Below are 25,858 nucleotides of genomic sequence, written 5' to 3'. Positions count from 1 at the left end.
GGCATTATGGTCGCCCGAAGGCCGCGACTACAACTTGATACGCTCGACCTTGCCCACCAGCAGCACGTAGGAAAGCGCACCCAACAACGCCAGAACCGAGATATAGGTAATCGCCGGGGCAAACGAATCACCCGAGGCGAGGAAGCCGATGACGATCGGCGTGGTAATCGCCGCCAGGTTACCGATGAAATTGAACACCCCACCGGTCAATCCAAGCAAGCGCGCCGGGGCCAGGGTCGACACCAGCGACCAGGTGATCGACGCCAGGCCGATGCCGAAAAAGGCCAGCGCGAGGAAGGCAATCACCAGCGGCGTCGACTCGACGAAGTTGGCACCAATGATCGAGGTGGAAATCAGTAGGCCGCCAATGATCGGCAACTTGCGGGCGAAACCCACCGTGTAACCGCGACGGATCAAAAAGTCCGAGAAGAACCCCGAACACAGTACACCGACGAATGCAGCCAGAAACGGTAGCGACGCCAGCAAGCCAGACTTGATGAAGTCCATGCCGCGATATTTCACCAGATAGGTCGGGAACCACGTCAGAAAAAACCACAACGTCGAATTGAGGCAGAACTGACCGAGGTAAATGCCCCACAACTTGCGTTTGCTCAGGACAATCCCGAGGTCGACCCAGCTGAATTTAGCCTTGGTCTTCGCGGCTTCAGCCTGGATATCCACCAACCCGCCGCCCTCGCGGATCAGCTCGATTTCAGCGTCGTTGGCGCCCTTGAAATCCCGGGGCTCGCGATACACTGCGTACCAGATCATCGCCCAAATGATGCCCACCGCACCGGTGCTGACAAACACCATGTGCCAGCCATATTGGTGCTGCAACCACGCGAGTACCGGCGTGAGAAACGCCAGGCCGACGAACTGCCCGGAGGTGTAGAAACCGATGGCGGTGGCGCGTTCGCGCTCGGGAAACCAGGTGGTCACCACACGGCTGTTGATCGGATACGCCGGTGCTTCCAGCGCACCGACGGCCATGCGCAGCACAAACAGCGCGATGAAACTGGCAGCGAAGCCGAGCATCACCGTGGCCAGCGACCACAGCAGCAATGCGACGCTATACAGGATGCGCGGCGGCACCCGGTCCACCAGCCAGCCGCCGGGGATCTGCATGGCGGCGTAGGTCCAGCCGAACGCGGAAAAGATCAGCCCGACATGGATCGGATCGATGCCCAGATCGCTGGTCAGCGCCGGGGCGGCAATCGACAGGTTGCTGCGATCCAGGTAGTTGATCACCACCGTGATGAACAACAGGACCATGATGAAAAAGCGCTTGCGGCTCGGCGTCACCAACGACGCCTGCCCAGTGAGGGTTTGCGGTTGCATGGGGGTGCCTCTTCTTATGTTTATTGAGGTCGATTTGAAGACTTGCGCTGCACCCTGTGGGAGCGGGCTTGCCCGCGATGACGGCGGCACATTCAGCATTGATGTGACTGACAGGACGCTATCGCGGGCAAGCCCGCTCCCACAGGGATTTGTGTTGACTCAGGAGGAACTCACCACTCGGCAAAACTGCCATCGGCATGGCGCCAGATCGGGTTGCGCCAGCGGTGGCCGACGGCGGCGCGCTCGATCACATATTCCTCGTTGATCTCAATGCCCAGGCCCGGGCCGTTGGGGATCTTCACGAAGCCTTTGTCGTAGTCGAACACCCGTGGATCTTTCACATAATCGAGCAGGTCATTGCTCTCGTTGTAATGGATGCCCAGGCTCTGTTCCTGGATGAACGCGTTGTAGCAAACCGCGTCCAGTTGCAGGCATGCCGCCAGGGCAATCGGGCCCAACGGGCAATGCAGCGCCAGTGCCACGTCGTAGGCTTCGGCCATGTTGGCGATCTTGCGGGTTTCGGTGATGCCACCTGCATGGGAAGCATCCGGCTGGATGATGTCGACGTAGCCTTCGCTGAGCACCCGCTTGAAATCCCAGCGCGAGAACAACCGCTCGCCAAGGGCAATCGGTGTGCTGGTCAGCGGTGCCAGTTCTTTCAGCGCTTCGTAGTTTTCGCTCAGCACCGGCTCTTCGATAAACATCAGTTTGTACGGGTCGAGTTCCTTCATCAGCACCTTGGCCATGGGCTTGTGCACCCGACCATGGAAGTCCACGCCGATGCCGACATTCGGGCCGACGGCATCGCGTACGGCGGCGACGTTGGCAAGCGCCAGGTCGACCTTCTCAAAGGAATCGAGGAATTGCAGCTCTTCGGTGCCGTTCATTTTCACCGCCGTGAAACCACGGCTGACCGCTTCTTTCGCAGCGCGAGCGGTGTCCGCCGGGCGATCACCACCGATCCACGAATAAACGCGAATCTTGTCCCGCACCTGACCACCCAACAGATCGCTGACCGACACACCCAGCGCCTTGCCCTTGATGTCCCACAATGCCTGGTCGATACCGGCCAGAGCGCTCATGTGGATCGCGCCGCCACGGTAGAAGCCGCCACGGTAGAGCACGGTCCAGATGTCTTCGATGTTGCGTGGGTCTTTGCCGATCAGGTAGTCGGACAATTCCTCAACCGCTGCAGCGACGGTGTGCGCGCGGCCTTCGACCACGGGCTCACCCCAACCGGTCACGCCCTCGTCGGTTTCGACCTTGAGGAAGCACCAGCGCGGCGGAACGATGAAGGTGGTGAGTTTGGTGATTTTCATCTATTGCCTCTCTTATTAGATGCAGCGCTCGCAGCGCCAAGAAGTCTTACTGCAATGCATTCCAGGCAGCGACGTACGCCTTGGCGTTTACGGCCACTTGTTCAGGTGTCATGCCCGGTTTGAACAACCCGGAACCAAGGCCAAAACCTTTGACACCGGCCTCGATAAACACCTGCATGTTGTCTGGCGTAATCCCGCCCACCGGCACCAGCACCGTCCCTGCCGGCAACACCGCCAGCCAGGCTTTCACAACGGCGGGGCCCATTTGTTCGGCCGGGAACATCTTCAGCACATCCGCCCCTTCGGCCAATGCAGCAAAGGCTTCGGTCGGCGTCGCCACGCCCGGCGACAGGAACAGCCCCGCCGCTTTCGCCGCGCGCAACACCTTGGCATCGCTGTGGGGCATGACGATCACTTGGCCGCCCGCCGCTTTCACTTGCTCGACCTGTTGCGGCGTCAATACCGTGCCCGCACCGATCAGGCAATCGGCGGGCAAGGTACTGCGCAAGATGCGGATACTTTCGTACGGCTCAGGGGAATTAAGCGGCACTTCGATGACGCGAAATCCCGCCGAATACAGGACTTCGCCGACGGCCGCCGCTTCTTGCGGGCGCAGGCCACGCAGGATCGCGATTAGTCCGTTTTGTGCCAGTGCTTGCTTGAGCATGTCAGACCTCCAGTCAGGTTTAACGGGATGGGGGTGTCGTGATCAGTCCGGCGGCAAGCGCCAACTGCCACAACCCGCGTTCGGTGGCCTGCTCGGCCAGGGTCACCCGGGCAAAACCGCAGGCGTCGAGCGCACGGCTGTAGCGGGCGCAGAGTTGAGAGTTACCAATGAGGATGATCGACGGCAGATGGACGCTGTTACGCCGACGCCGCTGAACGTTGGCCAGGGCTGACAGTTCATGACCAATCAGCAATCCCGACAGATAGTCCGGTTGAGCCGTACCGCTCAGCTCACCGGTCAGCCCCAGACTGCGGGCACTGAACAACGTCGACAGAGGACCGATCTCGCCGTCCGCCGACAGAGCCACTCGCACGCCACGATCAAACGCTTCGCCATCAAAAGAGGCGCAGCGCTGCTGAGTGCGCCCAAGAATGCTGTGTTCACTGAGGACGGCGAAGATTTCGCCTGTCATGAAAGTATCGAAATGCACGATGCAGCCGTCGGCCACTTCCACCCATTTCGAATGACTGCCCGGCAGACCGATCAACAGATCGTTGCCCGCCCCGCTCCCGCTCGGCAGATTCTGCAACACACCGAGGACTTGGGTTTCCTCGCCGCGCATCACGTTCGGCAAGCGCGAACGCTGAATCACGCCCGGCACGATGTGCACATCGACACCGCGAAGACTGCGAACGGTTTGTAGGGAAGTTCCGAGATTGGCGACGTTCGCCGGCGTGTCGCAGTAGGCCGCTTCGCGCCAGCCCTGAGCACTGCCGACCATGCCGCAAGCAATCACCGGCAAATCGAGCTGTGCGTCGAGCCAGTCTCCGCACGCCTCATCGAAGGCCAATTCAAAACCGTCGACGCATGCCTGACCGGCGATGATTCGCGGCGTCTTGGGCAGCTGCATGATCCCGGACGACAGCGAGCGCTGTTCCAGCACCTGGCCACCGAAGCCGAGTTTGTAAGCACGTAATGAGGTTGTCCCCCAATCGAGCGCGATCAATTGCGCCAGCATCGCTTCACCTGTTTTGGTTTTTGGCAGTGAGTGAGCTGGACTATAAACCTGGACGAAGGTAAATCTCAATATATAAATATCAATCCCATATATTGGGAGGAGCACAAAAAAAGATCGCAGCCTTCGGCAGTCCCTACAGATCGATGTACGACGCAATAACGCGGTCGAACACAATCCCGTGTAGGAGCTGCCGAAGGCTGCGATCTTTTAGGGGATCAATTGCCCTCGGCAAAATCCCTTAACACCGCCCCATCCATCCGATACCGCACCCACTCTTCCTGCGGCTGTGCGCCGAGGGATTTATAGAAGTCGATCGCCGGTTTGTTCCAGTCCAGCACGCTCCATTCGAAACGGCCGCAGTCATTGGCGCAGGCGATTTTTGCCAGGTGGCGCAGCAAGGTTTTACCGGCGCCGCCGCCTCGTTGTTCAGGGGTGATGTAGAGGTCTTCGAGGTACAGGCAATTGCTGCCCAACCAGGTGGAATAACTGAAGAAGAACACCGCAAAGCCGATCGGCAGGCCATCGCGCAGGCAAATCAGGCCATGGGCGGTGGCGCCTTCGCTGAACAGGCTGCGCTCGATGTCGGCGACGCTGGCGATGACTTCGTGGCGGGCACGTTCGAAGTCGGCCAGTTCAGTGATGAACGCGAGGATTTGCGGAGCATCGCTGGGGGTTGCCGGGCGGATTTCGATCGTCATGGACGTGCCTTGTGAAAAGTTGAAAACGCCATACTAAGTCCGCGCGCGGCGCTCGTCACATTTGAAAGCACTGTGGCGAGGGGGCTTGCTCCCGTTCGGCTGCAAAGCAGTCGCAAAACTGGCGACGCTGATCTAACTGAAATACCGTGTCGTCTGGAGTAAGGGCTGCTGTGCAGCCCAGCGGGAGCAAGCTCCCTCGCCACAAAAGCGTTTCCACACTAAAGGACTTTTATGACCGCTATCGCTTTTGCGCCTCTGCATAATCTGGCCTCAAGACTGCTGCCCCACGCACTGGAACCTGGCGAAGACGGCGCCCATGATCTGTCGCACTTGCAGCGGGTGTGGCACAACGTGCGCACGCTTCATGTGCAAGAAGGCGGTGATCTTGAGGTACTGCTGGCCGCCGTGCTGTTGCACGATTGCGTGGCGGTGGAGAAGAACTCGCCGCTGCGCTCACAGGCATCACGACTGGCGGCGCAGAAAGCTTCGACCGTACTGATAGCCCTGGATTGGCCTGGCGCAAAAATCACAGCAGTCGTTCACGCCATCGAAGCCCACAGCTTCAGCGCCAATATCACGCCCACCACCCTCGAAGCGAAAATCATCCAGGACGCCGACCGCCTCGATTCCCTTGGCATGCTCGGCGTGGCACGTACCTTCTACATTGCCGGGCGCATGGGCAGTGCGTTGTACGATCCTCTGGACCCAGAGGCAAAAGAACGGGACTACGACGACAAGCGCTTTTGCCTCGATCATTTCCAGACCAAGTTGCTGCACCTGGCGGACGGTTTCCAAACGACCACCGGTCAGCGTCTGGCACAGATTCGTCACGAACGCCTGAAGGGTTTCATGGAGCTGTTCAAAGAGGAAATTGGCGTCGGTCAATAAGTCTGGGCGGCACCACTCGTCGTTCATCAGGCACCAATTCAGCTCGGAAAGGACCAATATCGGGTAAGGACTCTAATCAACGGAGACGACACCATGACCACGTCCCGACTGACCGCCCTCGCTCTTACCACGCTGCTCTCCTCTGTCGCGTTCGCCGCGACCAGCTCTTCCGGGACCGACCCGAGCGACCCACTTCAAAGGCCCGAATCTGCGACCACCCAAGGTATCGACAGCGGCCGATCGCCTTCTCCGACGGCCACAGACCCACGGATTTATCACGACGACGCGGGCCGTCAGGGCGGGATGAATACACCCGGCCCTCAGACTCCCGACAATGCCGGCACCGGCATCGGCTCGAAAACCACCACCGGTGGCTCGGGTTCCGAAGGCCTTGGCACCCGTCCATAAAATCGCCGATGCGAGCGACCTGCAATACCTATCCGCCCTAACGAAGAGGTAACCATGAACGTCGATAAAAACCTGGAAAAAGAAGTCCTGACCCGCCTGCTGCACGCCCACCCAAATGGCTTGGGCAAGGAGGTTCTGGACAATTACCGGGGGGAGAAAGTCGTGGCCAGCACCCTCGCCACTCTGCAGGATCGCGGGCTGATCCAGCACGGTCATGTGATCTGCAACGAAGCCGGCGAGCACTCGCTGAACCTGCCGATCAAACTTAGCGCCGCTGGGGTTGAAGCGGCGCGCAAGCTGGATGTCTAACCGAGTTGGCGCTGCTTTGAATGTTTGAAAAACAAAGATCGCAGGCTTCGCCAGCGCCTACAACCAGGAGAAAACCCATGCCTCGTGGAAGCAAAGACAAATACACCGCCGAGCAAAAACGCAAGGCCGAACACATCGAAGAAAGCTACGAGCACAAAGGCGTGTCGAAAGATGAAGCCGAAGCTCGCGCCTGGGCCACGGTGAACAAGCAGTCGGGTGGCGGTGAACGCGCCGGCGGCTCGGGGCGCAAGAAGCCGGCCAGCGCCAAGTCTGCAGATCGCAAGGAATCAGCCCGACGTGCGGTGGCCACCCGTGAAGGCAAGCCGCGCAACAGCAAGGCTTCGCGCGATACGCAAACGGTGGACAGCCTGATGAAAGAAGCCCGGGCGAAGAAAATTCCGGGGCGCTCGAGCATGCGCAAGCAGGAGTTGATCGAGGCGTTGCGCAGGGCGGGTTGAAGGTCAGGATTGAGGGTGGAGTCGAGGGCCTCATCGCGGGCAAGCCCGCTCCCACAGGAGATTTGTGTCGTTCACGGTCCAGTGTGGGAGCGGGCTTGCCCGCGATAGCGGCTGATCAGGCGCCGAAAGTCTCGCGAATGAATGCATCCAGTTCAGCCCCCCCCGGCGAAGTCGCCGGCCCCCAACGAGTGACGGCCAAAGCAGCTGCCGCATTGGCCCGCCGCGCCGCGTCTATCGCCGATAATCCGTGCGCCAACCCGGCGACAAAAACGCCCGCGTGAGCATCCCCTGCGCCGTTGCTGTCCACCGCCACAACCTTGAATCCCGGCACATGCTGGTGATTGCCGCGCTGGCTGATCCAGCACCCCTGCGGCCCATCGCGAACCACCAACAAGGCATCCGCCGACAAATGATCCGCCAGCCCATTCAATGCCTCGCCGATGTCCGTCGCCCCGGTAAACCGCAGCGCCTCGACACGGTTGCTGGTCCACAGATCGATGCGCGGCAACAAGGCCTTCATCAGCGGCGCGTCCGGCGAACCCACCAACGGCCCCGGATCGAACACCACCTTGATCCCGTCCGGCAAATCCAGCACCCAGTTCACCAGCGCCTGAGCCTTGCCGCCATGCAGCAGGCTATAGCCGCTGACATAGACAAAGTCGCCCGCCTCGGCCGGCACACTCGCCAGGTCTTCGGCAGTCAATTTGCCTTCGGCACCGATGCAGGAAATGAAGGTGCGTTCGGCCGAGGCTTCGGTCAGCGCGACGCACAGCCCGGTGTCGCGCTCGGTGCTCTGATCAATGCCGATCCGAATGCCTTCAGCCGTCATCGCCTCTCGGGCCATGTCACCGAAACGGCCCTTGCCATGGCCACCGAGGTAGACCACCGGCAAGCCGTTTCGCCGGGCGGCAGCCATCACATTGAAGCCACCGCCAGCCTCGAAACGGGCGGATTGCGCCAGCACGTCACCGCCCGATTGAGGCAATTTATCCACGGCCATGACCAGATCGATCATGACCTGGCCAGTGTGCAAAAGCTTAGGCATGGGCCGGCTCGATCAACGCAGTGCGACGATCCTTGGCACCGCCGAGTATCCCGTAAATGCCACCGGCCACCACGAACGTGACGATCCAGCCCAGGCCGTTGTGGCCCAGCCAGGAGTCGGACAAAAAGCCCCGGAACCAGACATCGTGTTCAGTGGTGCCAATGGTGGTGAAACTGAAACCCAACACAATCGCCACCGCCCATGCACCGAAGGCGCGCCACTCGATGCCGCCGCGATACCAGTAGGCGCTGCTCGGGCTGACGTCCAGCAGGTCCTTGGGGCTGTAGTAATGCCGGTGCATCAGGTCGACCACAAAGATCCCGACCCATGCCGTGATTGGCACCGCCAGCAAGGAAATGAAGGTGATGAACGGGCCGTAAAAACTCTCGGCGATCAGCATGAAGTAGATCGAACCGGCGAAGATCGCAATGATATCGAGCACCACCGCATACACGCGCTTGACCTTCAGGCCGAGGGTCAGCGTGGTCAAACCGGCGGAGTACACCGACAGGTTGTTCGACAGCAGCAGCCCGCCGAATGCGGTGATCAGATACGGCACGGCCATCCAGGTCGGCAGCATGTCGCGGATCGCGACGATTGGGTCAGTGGCCGAGGCCAGATCGTTATTGCCCACTGACAGCAGACCACCGAGGGTGATCAGCAGAACCAGCGGAATCCCCGCACCGAACGCCGCCGACGCCACCAGACGCACGGCTTTGACGCTGCGGTGCTGGTAGCGCGACATGTCGGCACCGGCGTTGGCCCAACCGATCCCGGTGCCGGCGGCCATGGTGCCGATGCCGATGATCATTGCGCTCAGGGGCGCTGGCGTGGCGTTGAATACGGCGCTCCAGTCGATGGTCGCGCAAAGGAAACCGCCGACCAGGATGTTCAACCCACCGAACACATAGGTCGCCCACCTCTGGATCACCAGCAACGTGGCGTGGCCGAGGCCGGACACCGACAACGTCAGCAGGACAAAAATCGCGATGAACACCAAGGTCAGCAGCGGCGCGCTTTTGGCTTCCACCGGCGAGCCGAACAGAATCGAGCACAGCGACAGCAAGACGAATGCGGCGGTGGTGGTGTTGACGGTTTCCCAACCCAGTCGCGACATTAGCGAGACCAGCGTCGGGCCGATATTGCCGCGCACCCCGAAGATGGCTCGCGACAGCGTCAGGCTCGGTGCGCGGCCACGGCGACCGGCAATGGAGATGATCCCGACCACCGCGAACGAGCCGGCGGCACCGAGGATGGCGACGATGATCGCCTGCCAGATCGCCAGGCCGCGGAAGGCCACCAGCGTGGCGCCCAACGGTAAGCCGAGGATGGAGATGTTGGCCGCAAACCAGACCCAGAACAGTTGCTGTGGATGACCGTTGCACTCCCCTTCCGGCACCGGCTCGATGCCACGGGTTTCCAATTGCCCGGCACTTTGCCCGGTGTTCGATGAACTCATAAAAATGCTCCTGTTGCCATTGTTGTGGTTATGGGCAATTTCGGAAGTCGAGATAACATTCCGGCGATCCTTGCCATATCAGTGCGTTCCATTGCGGGTGAACAATTCTAGTAAGCGGCGCGCCTATCGCGGGCAAGCCCGCTCCCACAGGAATAGTACAAACCTTGAGATGCACGCCGTACCTGTGGGAGCGGGCTTGCCCGCGATGGCGTCAGTACAATCAACGCAAGGCCAACAGCCCTTGCACCAACGGTTCCAGCTGCAAATCATTTACTGCTTTAACCTGCTCGATCATCGCGGCAGGCCAACTCTCAAGCCCCAGGCAGGCACCAAGCATTGCGCCGAGAATCGCCGCGATGGTGTCGGTATCTCCGCCCAGACTGGCAGCCATGCACAATGCTTCGAAGGCCGTCATCTGCCCGCTAGCCACTTGCCGAGCCAGGGCAAACGACACCACCACCGATTCCTGCGAGGCCACCGACGTGCCGATCACGTCGTACAGCAAATCCGCCAGCAACGCCTTGTCGCAGTCGACGCTGATGTTCCACGCCCAACCGATGCGCGCGGCGATACGTCCGCCAGCGACCCAGTGGCCATGGCTTTCGGCTTGCTGAGCGATCTGCTGGCCAAGGTTCAATGCTTCGCCCAGGTCCATGCCGTTGATCCCGGCAGAAACCACCGCCGCCACCGCCGCCGCACTGGCAATTCCCAGCGTGGTGTTGTGGGTCACCTGACAGGCCTGCACCACGGCGCGGATGAAACGCTCGGGATCGGCAACATCGGCCGCAATACCCACCGGCGTGATACGCATGGCCGCGCCATTGGTGGTGCCGTGGCGGCCTGCCTCTTCCAGCGAGTGGCCGGCGAGGATCATCTCGATCGCGCGTTTGGTCGAGGGGCCGAGCAAATCCTGCGAGCCCTTGGCTTGCATCCCGGCTTCCCATTTGATCAAGCGTTGGGCCAGCACCGCCGGTTCGATCCAGCCCTCGCCTTCAATCAACAACTGGCCGAGCAGAATCGCCTGCTCGGTATCGTCAGTGATCGAACCTTTGGGCATGTTGGCGGCAATCGGTTGATCCGGGCCAGCGTCTTGCAGCTCGGTGATCTCGCCGAAGCGCGCCTTGATCTCGGCGCGACTCAGAGATTGGGTCGGCATGCCCAACGCATCGCCCAGGGCCAGTCCGTAGAACGCGCCGAGGCCACGGTCGAGCGCGGTCATTTTGAAGTTCCAATTTGCAGGTGTAGACGAAAATGCACCGGATCGAGCAGGCTTTCGACCTGTTCCATGAAGCGGTTCTGACGGTCGTAAGTGGTGCGCAGGGCCTTGAGGAACACCGTGCCCTCCGGGCGCCCGAGCAATTCGGCGTCTTCGGCATTCAAGGGTTCGGCGCCGATCCACTGATCACCGTGGTCGCCGATATAGCCGTAGGCGGCCAACGTGATGGTCAGGGAGTCATCGATCAGACCGACTCGCGGCAGGCCTTCCAGGCCTCCGGTGGCGGGCATCAATGAGCGCTCAAGGGACACCAGCGTGCCATCGGTGCCGCGCCGCCGCCGGTCGAGGGTGATGAATTGATCGATACCGAAACGCGTCAACAGGTCCGGACGAGTAACCGCCTCCAGCCGCAGCACTTCGGTATTGATCAGCGCCCCGTTGTCTGCAAGCGCCTGGGCCCAGCCGTTGCGCTGATCGAGCACCACACCATCGAACGTGACGATGGACCCCACTGCGCCTTGCGTAGCGATGTCGTGGCGCCGCTTCAGTTCGACCAGGGCTTCACGCAGCGTGCCGCGGCTGACCTTGAATTCTTGAGCCAACTGATGTTCGCCCGGCAATAGAACGCCGTCCTCCATGAGGCCGTTTTCGATGCGCCGGACGAGCTCGTCGACCACCTGTTGTTTCTTGTCAATTCGTAGCGGTCTAATCATGTACACCTCGGGTGTACCGTCATAGCTGAAACGGGTTGGGGCGAGCAAGGGATATTTTGTGAAAGTGGGTGAAGAATCCCGGTTCAAAATCGACCGCTGCGCGATCAATCGCGAGCAGGCTCGCTCCCACAGAGGATCTGCCGTGTAGACAAATCTTGTGCGCGACACCGATCAACTGTGGGAGCGAGCCTGCTCGCGATGGCGCAGGCACATTCAAGCTCAATGTGTCAGACAGCCCACTCCCACAAGGAAAATCAGCGCTGTTTCAACCGGTCAATCACCACCGCCAGCAACAAGATCGAACCACGAATCACGTACTGATAAAACGTATCGATATTCTTCAGGTTCATCGCATTCTCGATGATCGCCAAAATCAAGACCCCGGCAATCACATGCCGAATCATCCCGATCCCGCCACTCAGCGACACCCCGCCGAGCACGCAAGCCGAGATCACCGTCAACTCGAAACCCTGGCCAATCATCGGCTGACCGGACGTCATGCGCGACGCCAGAATCACCCCGGCCAACGCACCGATCACACCGTGTACGGCGAAGATGATGATCTTGGTCCGGTCAACGTTGACCCCGGCCAGCAACGCCGCTTCCTGGTTGCCGCCGATGGCCATGGTGTTGCGCCCGTAGGTGGTGTAGTTCAGCAACCAGCCGAAAAACAGGAAGCAGACGATGGTGATCAGAATCGGCACCGGCACGCCGAACAACTGACCATTACCGAACACGAAGAACTGTTCCTGGGAAACGCCCACCGCTTTGCCGTTGGCAAAAATGTAAGCCAGGCCACGCACGATCTGCATCGTCGCCAGCGTGGTGATCAACGCATTGACCCGCAGCTTGGCGATCACAATCCCGTTAATCAGCCCGACGATCAGCCCCATCACCAGTGCTGCACTCACGCCGAGGAACACGCTGTCGGTGTCGCGCATCACCACTGCCGCGACTACACCGGCACAGGCAATCACCGAGCCCACCGACAAGTCGAAATGCCCGGACGCCAAGCAATACAACATGGTGCATGCGGCAATTCCGGTCGTAGAAATCGCCAGGCCCAAGCCGCGCATGTTCAGCGGCGACAGGAAGTTATCGATCAGCAAGGTGCAAAGCACAAAGATCCCGACGGCCGCCAGCAGCATCACCCAATCATCGAGAAAGCGCCGCAGGTCCAGCGGTTTGCGCGGGGTTGGCAAAGCGTTGTTTTGGATGGTCATAGTCACCTCTCAGTTCGCCACGTCGGCAGCGCGTTGGCGTGGCAACGCTAGTTGCAGCAGGTTGGATTCATTGGCTTGTTCGCGGGTCAGTTCGCCGCGCATCGCGCCTTCGCAAAGCACCAGGATGCGGTCGGAAATGCCCATGACTTCCATCAGGTCGCTGGACACCACAATCACCGCGATGCCGCTGGCAGCCAGGTTATGGATGATCTGGTAAATCTCGGCTTTGGCACCGATGTCGATGCCCCGGGTGGGCTCGTCGAGCAGCAGGACTTTCATCGGCATCGACAGCCAGCGACCGAGAATCGCCTTCTGCTGATTGCCGCCAGACAGGTACATGATTTTCTGCGCCGCGTTGGGCGTCTTCACCTTCAGCGCCTTGATCTGCTGGTCGGCATTGTCTTTTTCCCACAAGCCGCGCAACAGGCAGCCGAAGGTGGAATGGGCGCCGCGAGCACTGATGTTGATGTTCTCGGCGACGCTGGCGAGCGGCAGGATGCCTTCCTTCTTGCGGTCCTCGGGGCACAGCAGAATCCCCGCGGCGATGGCATCGCGCGGCGAACGCAGTTTCAGTTCATGACCGCGCAATTCCAGGCGCCCGGCGGTATTGCGCGTCAGCCCGCTAAGCATCCGGAACAGCTCGGTGCGCCCGGCCCCGACCAGGCCGAACAGCCCGAGGACTTCACCCTTGTGCACCTCGAAACTCACCGGCTCACGCAAGCCCGGCCCCAGTAACCCGTCGACCTTGAGCGCCACCGCGCCACGTGGGCGGCTGCGGTAATCGTAGATATCCTGAATGTCGCGACCGACCATGCACGTCACTAACTGATCATGGGTCAGCGCGCTCATGTCCTCGAAGGTGCGCACGAAGCGACCGTCCTTGAACACCGTCACCGCGTTACAGATGCGGAACACTTCTTCCATGCGATGTGAGACGTAAAGCACCACTTTGCCTTCGTCGCGCAGGCGTCCGATGATCGCCATCAAGCGATCGATTTCCCGCGCCGACAGGCTGCTGGTGGGTTCGTCGAACGCAATCACATGCGCGCCACGGGACAACGCCTTGGCGATTTCCACCAGTTGCCGCTGACCGAGGGACAAGCGCCCGACTTTCTCTTGCGGATCGATTTCATCGGCCAGGCCTTTAAGGCAGGCCAATGCCTGTTGCCGCAAAGCGCCGCGATTGATCAGGCCGAAACTCGCCGGCAGATGCCCGAGAAACAGGTTCTCGGCGACGGTCATTTCCGGCACTAGGTGCAGCTCCTGATGGATCACCGCAACCCCGCTGCCAATGCTGTCGGCGGTGGACTTGAAGACCCTCGTCCGCTCGCCGATCTGCAGATCGCCGCTGCTCGGCGTGTAAGCACCGCCAAGGATTTTCAGCAGCGTGGATTTACCGGCGCCGTTCTCGCCCATCAAGGCGTGAACCTGCCCCGGATGGGCGACGAAACTGATGCCGTCCAGCGCCTTCACCCCGGGAAAGGTTTTGCCGATCCCGTTGAAGCGCAAGCTGCCGCCAATACTCTGTTCATTTGTTTGTACGTGCGCGTGCATAAACTCACCTCATCACACCGGTCAGGCAGCCCCATCGCCAGGGCCGCCGATGAAATCAACCGCGCCTCAGTTCCACAGGCCGATTTTTTCCAGTTCCTGCTTGAAGTTGTCGCGCGTGATCAGCGTAACGTCGTCCATCGCGGTGTATTTGGGCGGTTCTTTGCCGGTGGTGACCCACTCGTACATCATGCTCGCGGTGTTGTAGCCCTCAATGTGCGGGCTCGGCAGCATCGAGCCGAAGAAGCCGCTGTTAGGCTTTTTCAGTTCGCCGATGGCATCGGTGCCGTTGATGCCAATGCCGATCACGTTGGCCGCGGCAAAACCGGCGCTTTCGGTGGCGCGTACGCCGCCCAGCACGGTGTTGTCGTTCATGCCGCCGATGATCAGGTTTTTCGCCGCCCCCGGAAGCTTCACCAAGGCTGAGTTGGTGGCGTCCATGCTGCCCGGTACGTCGAGGGTTTTCAGCGCAGAAAAGAGGATGTGGTCTTTCGGCATACCGGCGTCTTCCAGCGCTTTGACAGAACCGTCGGTGCGTTTCTTACCGGTATCAAGTTCGTTGTAGGTGTTGATCACCGCGTAGGTGTCTTTCCAGTCCCAGCCGCGTTTCTTCGCCTCAGTGGCCATGGCGGCGCCCTGTTTCTGGCCGACTTCGAATGCAGCCATGCCGAGGTACGGCACGTCTTCCATGAACTTGCCGCCGGCATCGACGAAACGGTCATCGACGGCGATCACTTTCAAACCGTTGAGCTTGGCCTTGGCCATGATCGCCGGGCCCAGGGACACGTCCGGCGGGCAGATCACGAAGCCCTTGGCGCCGTTGGCCGCCAGACTGTCGATGGCCGAGAGGGTTTTCTCGCCATCAGGCACGGCGATTTTGATGACGGTGAAGCCCTTGTCCTTGCCGGCCTTTTCGGCGAAGGCCCATTCGGTCTGGAACCAGGGCTCTTCCGCTTGCTTGACCAGAAAACCGATCTTCACTTCCTCGGCCGCCAGCAATGTACTGCTCAGGCTGACCGCGGTGACCGCCAAAGCGGCACAGCACAGGGAACGGATCCCACGACGACGTTTCATAAGCTGACTCCTTGTTATTTTTTTTGAGCGTTATTTGAAAGCCTTCAAAGCATGCAGCCAATAGTCATATCGTATGATGATTGAATTTCAGACGTAGTTTCGCGCTTGAAACCCGAGTTATTCAGTCGTGGTACATGACCGAGCGTCCACCATCGATGGTGATGCACGAGGCATTGATGAACGGCGCTTCATCGCTGGCCAGGAACACAGCGGTCATCGCCACTTCAATCGGCTGGCCGATGCGCCGCGGTGGATGCAGGTCGAAGGCCCGTTGACGTTCGGCATGGGGGTCGGCAAAACCGTTCCAGTAATCGACGTTCAGTTGGGTCTCGATGTAGCCCGGGGCGATGGCGTTGACCCGAATACCTTTGGGTGCGTATTCGATGCCCAAGGCGCGGGTCAGCCCGAGCAAGCCATGCTTGGCCACCGGGTACGGGAAGCAGCCGGGAATGATGTGAGTGGAATGGGTCGAGGCAATATTGATGATGCTGCCGATGCCCTGCTCGATCATCTGCGGCAACACGGCTTTGCAGCCATACCAGGCGCCGTCCAGATCGATGGCGAAGCAGCGATGCCAGTCTTCTTCGGTCATTTGCAGCGGGTCGCGGAACACGTTGACCCCGGCGCAGTTGACCAGCACGTCGATCCGGCCGTGAAGTTCGATGGCCAATTCAGCCATGGCGTGCAGGTCGTGCTGGCGCGACACGTCGGCCTTGATCGCTACGACATCCGCGCCTTGTTCACGCCAGTGCGCCGCGACTTTTTCAACTTTCTCGACCTGGATATCACTGATGACCAGCTTGGCCTGCTGGGAGGCGAAGGTTGCGACAATCGCTTCGCCGATACCCTGAGCGGCACCGGTCAACAGCACCACCTTGTTTTTCAGGCGCTCACCCTTGGGCGGTTCGGGCACCGGAGGCAAGGAAAGAGGTTCAGCCATGGATCAACACTCCTGTTTGAAGGCACGACGAAAACCGGACATCTGTCGATGTCCGGTCAAAAAGCTGTTGGGACCAGGCAGGCAGGCGCGAAAACGCCCGGGCGCCGAGGCGGCCTGAAGCACTGACTCCGTACGGGAGTGCGGTGGAATATCGCTGCATCACTTCACCTGTTTTGTTTTTTTAAGTGTGAGTGCGTGTAACTGATGGGGCCGACTATAAACCCGACCGCCAAATAATCTCAATATATAATTTTACATCCCATATTTTGGGATTTATCCAGCGAATCGCTGACAGGGTTTTCCGGGCACATCCACTCGAATCGATAACAGCGCGCCGTCCAACGGATGATTGAGCGGGCTTGCGGCGCTGGTGATGTACAGGGTTTTGAAGTCTTCACCACCGAATACACAACTGGTGGGACGGCTGACCGGCAGTTCGATCACCCGATCCACATAACCGTCCGGGTTCAGCCTGAGCAGACAACTGCCATCCCAACGGGCATTCCAGATATAGCCCTCGGCATCCATCGCCGAGCCGTCGGGGCCTCCGCGTTCGTGGGGGCCAAGCCAGACATAGGCGGTGTCCAGGTTGCCGTCGGTATGGATGAAATGCCGGTAAAGCGTGCTGTCGAGGCTGTCGGCGAAATACAGGGTTGTGCCGTCGTCGCTCCACAGCAATGTATTAGGGATGCCTAATCCTCGAAGCAGCGGCGTGACCCGCGCATCGCGGTCGATGCGAAACAGGCCACCGGAGCGGCGCACGACGGGCAAATCTTCGCCCTGCTCACCGATGTTGTTCTGCATGCTGCCCAGCCAGAGCCGGCCCTGGGCATCGCAGCGGGCTTCGTTGGGGCGATTGCCGGGTTGCGGATCGGCGACGCAGAACAAGCTCAGCCGAGGTTCAAGGCCCGGGGAATCCAGATCCAGCCGATAAACCCCACTGCTCAATGTCACCAGGGCATCGCCGCTTTCGCATGGGATGAACGCGGACACGTGCTCCGGCATCTGCCAGATTTGCACATTGGCGCCGATCAGCCTGAGCGCTTGTTTACCGGCGATATCTACCCAATACAGCGCCTGGGTCGGAGCATCCCAGAACGGGCCTTCGCCGAGTTGCGCACGGTGTCCGGTAACCGCAGTCCACGTCATGAAACCTCCTTTTTTATTGCTTTTATGTGGGAGCGGGCTTGCTCGCGATTGCGGTCTGTCTGGCACATGGATGTTGGATGTACCGATGCTATCGCGAGCAGGCTCGCTCCCACAGGGTTCGTCTGGTTAGCTAGCTTTTTTATCGGCCATGACTTGGGGGTAGAAGCGTTTGATCGCCAAGTCTGCGTTATCGATCAGGGTCATGCAGGCCCACACACCCCGTGCGGCATCCCGGGCGGCGATGGCGTCGGCCATGTCTTTGTGGATTGGCAAGGTTCGGCGCAGTTCGTCCGGGTCGGCGGCAGACACTTCGAAAGACACGGCCAGCAACGCGCCGAGGGCCGGGACCATTTGTTCGATGAATTGATTGTGGCTGGCGGCGAGGATGCACTCGTGGAAGAACTGGTCGGCGCGGTTGTAATCGATGCCGCTGTCCACCGCCCGTTCCAGCGCGTTATAGGCCTGGAGTACGGCTTGCACTTGTTCCACCGTCGCCCGCTCGCAGGCCCAGCGCACCGCCATGGGTTCGATGGTGCGGCGCAGGTCGAGCAAATCGTCGACGAAGTTTTCCGGTAAGCCGCTGCGCGACAGCCAGCCGACGACTTGCGGATCGAAGAGGTTCCAGCGTCGCACCGGCAATACGCGTGTGCCGACCTTTGGCCCAACTTCGAGCATGCCTTTGGCCACCAGGGTTTTGATGGCTTCGCGGATGACCGTACGGCTGACACCGAGCTGCTCGCCCAGATCGGCTTCGACTTTGATGGTTTCGCCGGGTTTTACCTGGCCGGCAGCAATCCAGCACCCCAGCCAGTCGACCGTCGACGCATGAAAACTGCTGGACATGGGCACCTCGTCGACCGGTGATAAAAAACAAACGACACAAAGCCGTTCGCGATGGGTGTCCACGCTAATCATCATATGATTGGGTGTCAATTGGATTTTCAGATGCCTCGCTATACGAACACGGCTGTTCGTCCGAATCCTGCCCGAAGCGCTTTGATCCCATCCACTTTGTAAACTACGGTTAGCCGCAGCAGATCGGGCAGTCAGCGGTCTGTTCCCCTTCAAATCCGCTATCGACAGGTATGAACATGGACATGGATGCGTCTACGAAATACCCCATTGTGTTGGTTCACGGCCTTTTCGGCTTCGATAAAATCGCCGGTTACCCCTACTTCTTCGAAATCGAGGAAGCCCTGGAACGCGCCGGCGCCCAAGTGTTCGCCGTCAATATTCCAACCGTCAACGGCAATGAAGAACGCGGTGAAAAACTGCTCGAGCACGTCAACCGCATTTTGCTGGAAACGGGAGCTGCCAAGGTCAATCTGATCGGCCATAGCCAAGGCCCTCTGGCCGCACGCTACGTAGCAGCGCTGCACCCGGAAAAGGTCGCGTCGGTCACGTCTGTCAGTTGCCCCAATCATGGCTCCGAGATTGCCGACCAATTGCATAAGGCGCTGACGCCCGGAGAGTTGCCCGAAGCGTTCGTACTGGCCCTGTTTGGCGCGGTCGGCACCTTCATTTCGTTGATCAGCGGCCATCCGGAAAACCCGATTGATGCTGAAGCGGCATTCGAATCGCTGACTAGCGCGGGATTGGCTGCCTTCAATCGCAAGTACCCGCAAGGGGTGCCAAAGGTTTGGGGCGGCGAAGGCAACGAAATTGAAAACGGCGTGTATTACTACTCCTGGAGCGGGATCGTGCAGAACTTCCAAAGCCTGCAACTCCTCGACCCGACCCATTTGAACTGTAAAGTGCTGTCGAAGTTGTTTTACAAGGAGGAGCACGCCAACGATGGATTGGTCGGCCGCTACAGCTCTCACTTGGGCAAAGTGATCCGCTCGGATTACCCCATGGACCATTTCGACGCAGTCAATCAGATGGCAGGGATCAACAGTTGGAACGTGAGCCCGGTCATGCTCTACCTTGAACATGCCGCCCGGCTCAAGAGCAAAGGTTTGTAAGCCCATAAAAAAACGGCCCGTTGCAATAACGGGCCGTTTCGTTGCCAACGCTCAATCGACTATGGCTCAAGCCCGATCGGGAAGAATTCGCCGCCACTCCACACGCCCAGCCAACGCTGCCCGTCGATTTCACGACTCACCGCCAGCTCCACCAGTTGGTAGAACACATTGCGGTGAATCAGCGCTTCAAGATTGGTGCGCACATGCACGTACGGCGCGGGCTCCTGAGTTACCGGATCGATCACCACGCGCATAGGGTGCTCGGCGCCAGCATCGGCCGTTTCATCGACGTTGGTGGTAAAGCGCAAGACCTGGGCATCACCCTCGCCTTCGACCTCCACAGCAATTGCCACGAACGGCGCGTCGTCGACCTTGATGCCAACCTTCTCGACCGGGGTAATCAGAAAGTAATCATCACCGTCGCGGCGAATGATGGTGGAGAACAGCTTGACCATCGGCTTGCGTCCGATCGGCGTGCCCAGGTAATACCAGGTGCCATCGCGGGCGATGCGCATGTCGATATCGCCGCAGAAGTCGGGGTTCCACAAGTGGACCGGCGGCAAGCCTTTGGTTTTGGGGATTTGCCCCAACAGATCGTTGGCTTTTTGCGGGCCACTCATGGCGTTCTCCTTTGAATTACTGGTCGCTGAGCCCCAGCAGGCTGCGAGCGTATTGCTCCAGCGGCGGGCCCAACAAGTCTTCTGGCTTGTTGTCGTGGAACGTCAGTAAACCGCCACGACTCTTGATACGTGCAGTATCAATCAAATACTGGGTGCTGGTCTCGATCAACATGATTTGAATCACGCCGTTGTCGATTCCGAGGCGATCCACGTGTTCCTGGTCGAGCCATTCGTCCGAGTTGCCGATGCGGTCGTCGGCCTTGGCGAAACGCGTGTAGAGCAGGTAATGGGCGCCGGCGGCACGGGCTTCGCCCATGGCAGCGTCAAGGCCTTCCGGAGCACGGGCGCGGCGGACCATCGGGAAATATTCGATAAAGCCGTTGAAGGCCTCTTCAGCCACCACGTTAGGTCGCGGGTAGGCATTGCCCGGCGGCACGAAGGCACCCTGGGCAATGTAGATGAACGAGTCCGGCTGAATGCGGAAGTTATTCACACGACGGCTGTCGCTGTGGTCCAGCAGGCCCGCGTCGCTCATGTGGTAGCGAGTCCCTTCGGCCATATCACTGACATTCATGCAGCCACCAAGCGCCAAAACGGCCAGCAGCAAAACCAGGCTACGCATCCTACCCTCCAGAGGCCGGTGACGGAAAACCGGCGAATGGCCATGGGATGCAGCTTCCGCGCCAGCTCAATGTGCAGGGATGTGTCAGGTGTTTTTAAGGTGACTGGAAGATGGCTATCGCGGGCAAGCCTCGCTCCCACAGGTCATCTGTCGGTCACAGTTTCTGCATCCGACAGATGACCTGTGGGAGCGAGGCTTGCCCGCGAAGAGGCCCGATCAGCCGCCGATGATTTTCATGATGGTCGCGCCACCGGAGAACGCCACTTCCTGCTTGTCGCCCAAGGCTTTGACCAGCAGTCGCTGCAACGCCGGCAGCGCCTGGTGACGAGGTTTGTCCAACAAATCGCCGACATAGTGACGATTGCTCGACGACAGGCAGCCATGCAGCCAACCAGTGGACGACAAGCGTAGACGCGAACAGGTGCGGCAAAACGGAACGCTTTCGTTGGCAATCACGCCGAAGTGGCCCAGCCCCGGAATCTGGTAACGCACCGCCGTGGCATCGACCGGCGCATCGGCCTGAAGGTACTCGTAGCGTTCGCCGATCAGGCTCAGCAATTGTTGAAGGCTGACGAACTGCTGCAGGAAGGCGTTGGAGTCGCTGGCCAGATGGCCCATGCGCATCAACTCGATGAAGCGCAACTCGTAGCCGCGCTCCAGGCAGTAATCGAGCAGCGGCATCACCTGATCAAGGTTCTGCCCACGCAGCGGCACCATATTGACCTTGATCTTCATACCGGCCGCTGCGGCCTGGTCCATGCCGTCGAGAACGGTCGCCAGATCACCGCCGCGCGCAATACTGCGAAAAGCGCTGGCATCCAGGGTATCGAGGGAAACGTTGATGCGCCGAATGCCGGCATCCACCAGCAGTGGCAGCTTCTTCGCCAGCAACTGACCATTGGTGGTCAGGCTGATGTCCGCCAGGCCCATCTGACCGACGGCGGTCATGAAGGCTTCGAGTTTGGGGCTGACCAGTGGCTCACCACCGGTAATGCGCAAACGCTCGATGCCCGCGGCCTCGATCAGGTAGGCCACGCCGCGTGCCATGGCCTCGGCCGACAACTCATCCTGTGCAGCCACCAGCCGCTTGCCGTTGGGCACGCAGTAGGTACAAGCGTAGTTGCAGGCTGAGGTCAGACTGATCCGCAAATTGCGAAAACGCCTGCCTTGACGGTCAACGATCATGGATCACTCCGGCGAAAGAAGATTCGAACACGCAAAACTTGACTCACAAATCAAGTTTTAGCAAGCCCTATGCCTGAGTATATTCCTGCGGTACTGCGCCATGTAGCTAAATCATGGCGCAACAAGGCAACTGACGGGTTCAGTTGCTCGGCGTGTCGGTATCGCGTTTGCGCTTGTTGCCCATGCGCACGCCGATGTCCATCAGGAACTGGAAGAAACCTTCCTGATCTTCCAGCACATTGCTCCAGAACGGCGAGTGATACAGCGCCACCGCGCCATGTACCAGAGCCCAGGCCGCGCAGTAATGGAAGTAAGGCGGCACGTCTTCGAGCTTGCCTTCGCTGATCCGGCCCTTGATCAGCAGGGTCAGGCGCTCGAAGTTCGAGGCACGGATCTTGTGCAATTCCTCGACCATCTCCGGCACCTGGTTGCCCTTGACCACCTTTTCTTCCAGGCGATCGAACAACCGATAGCGTTGCGGGTCGCGCATGCGGAATTCGAAATAGGCCCGGGACAGGGCTTCCTTGTCCTTATCGACATCGGCCGAATGCAACAGCTCGTTCAAATCGCGCTCGTAATCGAGCATCAGGCGCAGATAGATCTCCGCCTTGGATTTGAAGTGCTTGTAGATCGTGCCTTTGCCGATACCGACGGCATCAGCAATCATCTCGACGGTGACACTGTCTTCACCTTGGTCGAGGAACAGCTTGAGCGCGGTATCGAGAATTTCTTGCTCGCGGCGACGAAACTCACGGACCTTACGAGGTTCTTTATGCATAAGAAAAGGTCTGTAGGGGTCAAAATTCGAAGCCGCGTATTATGCCTAACTTACGCCAAAATGCACGGATCATCCGACCATATATGTGTTTCTTGATGAATTCGCGCCACCTCGAGGGTTGATGAGAACTCAACCGAAGCGCGCGTATTCCAAATTTGTTTAAAAACCCGACCAGCTAAACTGGACTCGGCGCAATACTGATCAATACTTCAACTGTCGGCGAGGCATCTCCCCCAAGTGTCGCGCCGATGAAGGTACCAACGGATTGCGTGCCTTTGTTTTACTCCTAATGGTCTTAACCCGGATTCCCCCCCCAGAACCCGGGTTTTTTTTGCCTGTGATTCAGCGGCCAAAGCCCCATAGGTGCTGCGATCTTTTCTAACGTTACACCGGCGCCCTGACATGCGCCAACGGGAACAAACGCTTGAAATTCTCGGTGGTTTGCTCGGCAAATCGCTCGTAGGACTCACCTCGCAACATGGCCAGAAATTCCGCTACCTCACGCACGTATTGCGGCAGGTTCGGTTTGCCGCGATAAGGGATCGGCGCCAGGTACGGCGAATCGGTCTCCACCAGCAAACGGTCAGCCGGTACCTTGCTGGCCACATCCCGCAGGGCATCGGCATTGCGAAAAGTGACAATACCGGACAAGGAAATGTAATACCCCATGTCCAGCGCAGCCTTGGCCATTTCCCAGTCTTCGGTGAAGCAATGCAGCACACCCGCCTGAGGCAGTGCCGCTTCGCGCAGCAGTTCAAGGGTATCGGCCCGCGCGCCACGGGTATGGATGATCACCGGTTTGCCGGTCTGCCCCGCTGCTTGCAGGTGCAGACGGAACGACTCCTGCTGCAACGCTGCCGCTTCCGGCTCGTAGTGATAGTCCAGGCCGGTTTCACCGATTGCCACCACCCGCGGATGATTGAGTTCGTGCAACAGCCAGTCCAGCGCCGGTGCGGCACCCGGCTGCACATCGAGTGGATGCACGCCGACCGAACAGTCGACATCGTCGTAACGTTCGGCCAGCGCTTTGACGTCGGCGGCGTTATCGGCGCTGACACCAATGCATAGAAAGTGCCCTACCCCACGCGCACGGGCCGCATCGAGCGCGGCATCCAGGGAGCCGTCGTGGGCGGTGAGGTCGAGGCGATCAAGGTGACAATGGGAATCTACGAGCATAAAAGGGCTGCAACTTACATCGTATGAGTGGGACGGTCGGACTTCAGGGCTCCGGCCAGATGGGTTTCGATTCGACTGCGCGCGGTGTTGTCGCCTTCGTTGAATTGCACGCCAACCCCGGCGGCACGGTTGCCCTGGGCGCCTTTGGGAGTGATCCAGGTGACCTTGCCGGCGACCGGAATTTTTTCCGGTTCGTCCATCAGGTGCAGCAACATGAAGACCTCATCGCCCAACTTGTAGCTTTTGTTGGTCGGGATAAACAGGCCACCGTTCTTGATGAACGGCATGTAGGCCGCGTAGAGCACGGCCCTGTCTTTGATGGTCAAGGACAAAATGCCATTTCGCGGCCCCGGACTGATGGGTTCGTTCATGTTGACCTCCACTGTCTGATGATCAGAGTCTAGTGTCAGACGGTCACTTTGGGGTAGGCAAAGATACCCATTGCACTAGCAGCGCCTCCAGCAACAATGCCGGATTGAGGTTGGCTTTGCTCATCACTTTCTGTCGCTGGGCGAGGATCCAGTCCTGGATATTCAGGACCTTGTCCTGAGCGGATTTCTGCGCCAGGTATTGAATCACTTTGCGCATGTCCGCCAACCCCAACCCAGCTTCATCCTGAGTCAATTGATAACGCAGGATCAGGCTCGACCAGTCGCAAAACCAGTCGAACAGCAGCAACATGGGAATGGTTTTCCACTCTTCCGCCAGTTGCGTCGGCGATTGCTGGTGCTTGAGCAACTTCTTCACGCCCTCGACCACCAGCGCCCGCTGCTCGCGCACGCCTTGTGCCTGCAATTTGACCGAGGCCAATGGCGAACCGGCGGCGAGGGTAAGCAGCTCGATGCGCTCTTCTTGCGCACAATCCGGCAAAGCGCTGGCCAACCAGGCCAGACTCATGGCTTCGCTTGGCAATGGACAGGCTTGCTGCACGCAACGGCTCTTGATGGTTGGCAGCAGACGGCTGGTCTGGTGGCTGACCAACAGCAAAACAGTATCGCCGGACGGCTCTTCAAGGCTTTTCAGCAAGGCGTTGGCGGCGTTGATGTTCATCGACTCGACTGGCTCGATCAGCACCACTTTGCGCCCGCCCATCTGCGCGGTCTGAACCACGAAGCTGACCAGATCACGCACCTGATCAACCTTGATCGCCTTGTCTGCTTCTTCCGGCTCCAAAATGTAGTTGTCGGGGTGACTGCCAGCCTTCAGCAGCAGACAGGATTTGCACTCACCGCAGGCGTCTTGGGCGGTCGGGCGCTGACACAACAAATGGGCCATCAGACGCTCGGCCAGCGCGCGCTTGCCGATCCCGGCCGGGCCATGCAGCAAATAGGCATGGGCGTGCTGGGCACGGCCGGCCAATTGCTGCCAGAGACTGTCCTGCCACGGATAGGCTTCAGCCACGGGTCAGCTCCAGCAGACGTGGCAACAAGGCATCCAGAGACTGCTGAACCTGTGCCAACGGCTGAGCGGCATCCACCAGCACATAACGCGCAGGATCCGCTTTGGCACGCCCAAGGAAGGCAGTGCGCACTGCATCGAAAAACGCTCGGCCTTCGAGCTCGAAGCGGTCCAGCCGACCGCGGGCGCTGGCGCGGGCCAGGCCCACTTCTACCGGCAGATCGAAAATCAGCGTCAAGTCCGGGCGCAAATCGCCCTGGACGAATGTTTCGAGGGTCGCAATGCGCTCCAGCGACAAACCGCGACCACCGCCCTGATAGGCATAAGTCGAATCGGTAAAGCGATCGCACAGGACTACCGCGCCACGGGCCAGCGCCGGACGGATCACCTCGGCCAGATGCTGGGCTCGCGCGGCAAACACCAACAGCAGCTCGGTGTCAGGATTCATGACCTCATCGACCGGCGCCAACAGCACGTCGCGAATCCGCTCAGCCAGGGGCGTGCCGCCGGGCTCCCGGGTCAACACCACCTCGATCCCGGCAGCGCGCAGACGCTCGGCCAGGTATTCGCGATTGGTGCTCTTGCCGGCACCTTCCGGGCCTTCCAGGGTAATAAACAAGCCAGTCACAGGCAGTCCTTAGT

Annotated in this window: 28 protein-coding genes; 5 read left to right on the top strand and 23 right to left on the bottom strand. The window is 59.7% G+C overall.

Annotated features, from left to right (window positions below; translation table 11 throughout):
• Window positions 1-27: 27 nt before the first annotated feature.
• The 5 genes from AB7M26_RS13050 to AB7M26_RS13030 form a co-directional block, all read right to left on the bottom strand.
• Entirely contained in the window at window positions 28-1,338 is a 1,311-nt protein-coding gene (locus AB7M26_RS13050; RefSeq protein WP_429511208.1) for an MFS transporter, read from the bottom strand.
• 170 nt (window positions 1,339-1,508) lie between these two features.
• Window positions 1,509-2,657 (bottom strand): galactonate dehydratase, encoded by a 1,149-nt coding sequence (gene dgoD, locus AB7M26_RS13045; protein WP_007903915.1) that lies wholly within the window; start codon window positions 2,655-2,657, stop codon window positions 1,509-1,511.
• Window positions 2,658-2,703: 46 nt separating this feature from the next.
• Window positions 2,704-3,324, bottom strand: a complete 621-nt coding sequence (locus AB7M26_RS13040) for a 2-dehydro-3-deoxy-6-phosphogalactonate aldolase (RefSeq protein ID WP_123494559.1) — start codon at window positions 3,322-3,324, stop codon at window positions 2,704-2,706.
• A gap of 19 nt (window positions 3,325-3,343) precedes the next feature.
• Window positions 3,344-4,342: a 2-dehydro-3-deoxygalactonokinase gene (locus tag AB7M26_RS13035; protein ID WP_454238985.1), complete on the bottom strand. Its 999-nt coding sequence runs from the start codon at window positions 4,340-4,342 to the stop codon at window positions 3,344-3,346.
• A gap of 215 nt (window positions 4,343-4,557) precedes the next feature.
• Window positions 4,558-5,040 carry a GNAT family N-acetyltransferase gene (locus tag AB7M26_RS13030; protein ID WP_095634928.1) on the bottom strand — a complete coding sequence of 161 codons (483 nt, stop codon included), beginning with the start codon at window positions 5,038-5,040 and terminating at the stop codon, window positions 4,558-4,560.
• Window positions 5,041-5,271: 231 nt separating this feature from the next.
• Here AB7M26_RS13030 and AB7M26_RS13025 point away from each other — a divergent pair, with 231 nt between their 5' ends.
• From AB7M26_RS13025 to AB7M26_RS13010, 4 genes are all read left to right on the top strand, one after another.
• Entirely contained in the window at window positions 5,272-5,928 is a 657-nt protein-coding gene (locus tag AB7M26_RS13025) for an HD domain-containing protein (RefSeq protein ID WP_123494561.1), read from the top strand.
• 93 nt (window positions 5,929-6,021) lie between these two features.
• Entirely contained in the window at window positions 6,022-6,336 is a 315-nt protein-coding gene (locus AB7M26_RS13020; protein ID WP_123494562.1) for a hypothetical protein, read from the top strand.
• 54 nt (window positions 6,337-6,390) lie between these two features.
• Window positions 6,391-6,645, top strand: coding sequence for a hypothetical protein (locus tag AB7M26_RS13015; RefSeq protein WP_007903936.1), 255 nt, complete (start codon window positions 6,391-6,393; stop codon window positions 6,643-6,645).
• Between the two features lie 77 nt (window positions 6,646-6,722).
• Entirely contained in the window at window positions 6,723-7,103 is a 381-nt protein-coding gene (locus AB7M26_RS13010) for a Rho termination factor N-terminal domain-containing protein (RefSeq protein ID WP_123494563.1), read from the top strand.
• A 115-nt stretch (window positions 7,104-7,218) separates the two neighbouring features.
• Here the strand turns inward: AB7M26_RS13010 and AB7M26_RS13005 are convergent, their stop codons facing one another.
• The 10 genes from AB7M26_RS13005 to AB7M26_RS12960 all read right to left on the bottom strand — a co-directional run bounded on the left by AB7M26_RS13005 (window position 7,219) and on the right by AB7M26_RS12960 (window position 18,316).
• Window positions 7,219-8,148: a PfkB family carbohydrate kinase gene (locus tag AB7M26_RS13005; RefSeq protein WP_123494564.1), complete on the bottom strand. Its 930-nt coding sequence runs from the start codon at window positions 8,146-8,148 to the stop codon at window positions 7,219-7,221.
• A complete protein-coding gene (locus AB7M26_RS13000) occupies window positions 8,141-9,607 on the bottom strand; it encodes a purine-cytosine permease family protein (RefSeq protein ID WP_123494565.1) in 1,467 nt (488 codons plus the stop codon). Before AB7M26_RS13000 ends, AB7M26_RS13005 begins: the two co-directional genes overlap by 8 nt.
• A 220-nt stretch (window positions 9,608-9,827) precedes the next feature.
• Window positions 9,828-10,826, bottom strand: a complete 999-nt coding sequence (locus AB7M26_RS12995) for an ADP-ribosylglycohydrolase family protein (protein WP_123494567.1) — start codon at window positions 10,824-10,826, stop codon at window positions 9,828-9,830.
• On the bottom strand, window positions 10,823-11,536 hold the full coding sequence (locus AB7M26_RS12990; protein ID WP_429384601.1) for a GntR family transcriptional regulator: 714 nt from the start codon (window positions 11,534-11,536) through the stop codon (window positions 10,823-10,825). The genes AB7M26_RS12995 and AB7M26_RS12990 overlap by 4 nt, the downstream gene beginning before the upstream one ends.
• Before the next feature lie 254 nt (window positions 11,537-11,790).
• Entirely contained in the window at window positions 11,791-12,759 is a 969-nt protein-coding gene (araH, locus tag AB7M26_RS12985) for an L-arabinose ABC transporter permease AraH (RefSeq protein ID WP_123357792.1), read from the bottom strand.
• A 9-nt stretch (window positions 12,760-12,768) separates the two neighbouring features.
• Window positions 12,769-14,313 carry an L-arabinose ABC transporter ATP-binding protein AraG gene (araG, locus tag AB7M26_RS12980; RefSeq protein ID WP_123494569.1) on the bottom strand — a complete coding sequence of 515 codons (1,545 nt, stop codon included), beginning with the start codon at window positions 14,311-14,313 and terminating at the stop codon, window positions 12,769-12,771.
• Between the two features lie 66 nt (window positions 14,314-14,379).
• Complete coding sequence (locus AB7M26_RS12975; RefSeq protein ID WP_123494570.1) at window positions 14,380-15,384, bottom strand: substrate-binding domain-containing protein; 1,005 nt, start codon at window positions 15,382-15,384, stop codon at window positions 14,380-14,382.
• A 121-nt stretch (window positions 15,385-15,505) separates the two neighbouring features.
• Window positions 15,506-16,324, bottom strand: coding sequence for an SDR family oxidoreductase (locus AB7M26_RS12970; protein ID WP_123494571.1), 819 nt, complete (start codon window positions 16,322-16,324; stop codon window positions 15,506-15,508).
• Window positions 16,325-16,597: 273 nt separating this feature from the next.
• Window positions 16,598-17,473: an SMP-30/gluconolactonase/LRE family protein gene (locus AB7M26_RS12965; RefSeq protein WP_123494572.1), complete on the bottom strand. Its 876-nt coding sequence runs from the start codon at window positions 17,471-17,473 to the stop codon at window positions 16,598-16,600.
• A 126-nt stretch (window positions 17,474-17,599) separates the two neighbouring features.
• Window positions 17,600-18,316: a FadR/GntR family transcriptional regulator gene (locus AB7M26_RS12960; RefSeq protein WP_050683259.1), complete on the bottom strand. Its 717-nt coding sequence runs from the start codon at window positions 18,314-18,316 to the stop codon at window positions 17,600-17,602.
• A gap of 248 nt (window positions 18,317-18,564) precedes the next feature.
• On the opposite strand from AB7M26_RS12960, the gene AB7M26_RS12955 reads away from it, so the two are divergent.
• Complete coding sequence (locus AB7M26_RS12955) at window positions 18,565-19,437, top strand: esterase/lipase family protein (protein ID WP_123494573.1); 873 nt, start codon at window positions 18,565-18,567, stop codon at window positions 19,435-19,437.
• Between the two features lie 59 nt (window positions 19,438-19,496).
• Here the strand turns inward: AB7M26_RS12955 and AB7M26_RS12950 are convergent, their stop codons facing one another.
• The 8 genes from AB7M26_RS12950 to tmk form a co-directional block, all read right to left on the bottom strand.
• Window positions 19,497-20,057, bottom strand: a complete 561-nt coding sequence (locus AB7M26_RS12950; protein ID WP_123494575.1) for a DUF1285 domain-containing protein — start codon at window positions 20,055-20,057, stop codon at window positions 19,497-19,499.
• 16 nt (window positions 20,058-20,073) lie between these two features.
• Window positions 20,074-20,679, bottom strand: coding sequence for a DUF4823 domain-containing protein (locus AB7M26_RS12945; RefSeq protein WP_007903975.1), 606 nt, complete (start codon window positions 20,677-20,679; stop codon window positions 20,074-20,076).
• Window positions 20,680-20,895: 216 nt separating this feature from the next.
• Window positions 20,896-21,864 (bottom strand): GTP 3',8-cyclase MoaA, encoded by a 969-nt coding sequence (locus tag AB7M26_RS12940; protein ID WP_123357798.1) that lies wholly within the window; start codon window positions 21,862-21,864, stop codon window positions 20,896-20,898.
• Between the two features lie 139 nt (window positions 21,865-22,003).
• Window positions 22,004-22,642 carry a TetR/AcrR family transcriptional regulator gene (locus AB7M26_RS12935; RefSeq protein WP_008067794.1) on the bottom strand — a complete coding sequence of 213 codons (639 nt, stop codon included), beginning with the start codon at window positions 22,640-22,642 and terminating at the stop codon, window positions 22,004-22,006.
• Window positions 22,643-23,026: 384 nt separating this feature from the next.
• Window positions 23,027-23,818, bottom strand: coding sequence for a TatD family hydrolase (locus AB7M26_RS12930; protein WP_123494576.1), 792 nt, complete (start codon window positions 23,816-23,818; stop codon window positions 23,027-23,029).
• 14 nt (window positions 23,819-23,832) lie between these two features.
• Window positions 23,833-24,189, bottom strand: coding sequence for a PilZ domain-containing protein (locus tag AB7M26_RS12925; protein ID WP_008014345.1), 357 nt, complete (start codon window positions 24,187-24,189; stop codon window positions 23,833-23,835).
• A 43-nt stretch (window positions 24,190-24,232) separates the two neighbouring features.
• Window positions 24,233-25,219: a DNA polymerase III subunit delta' gene (locus AB7M26_RS12920; RefSeq protein WP_429384590.1), complete on the bottom strand. Its 987-nt coding sequence runs from the start codon at window positions 25,217-25,219 to the stop codon at window positions 24,233-24,235.
• A complete protein-coding gene (gene tmk / locus AB7M26_RS12915; protein ID WP_123494578.1) occupies window positions 25,212-25,844 on the bottom strand; it encodes a dTMP kinase in 633 nt (210 codons plus the stop codon). The genes AB7M26_RS12920 and tmk overlap by 8 nt, the downstream gene beginning before the upstream one ends.
• Window positions 25,845-25,858: the final 14 nt, after the last annotated feature.

The organism is Pseudomonas sp. F-14 TE3482 (genome assembly GCF_053629455.1).
The sequence above is the reverse complement of the archived record's forward strand: the minus strand, read 5'-3'. Positions and strand labels throughout refer to the sequence as shown.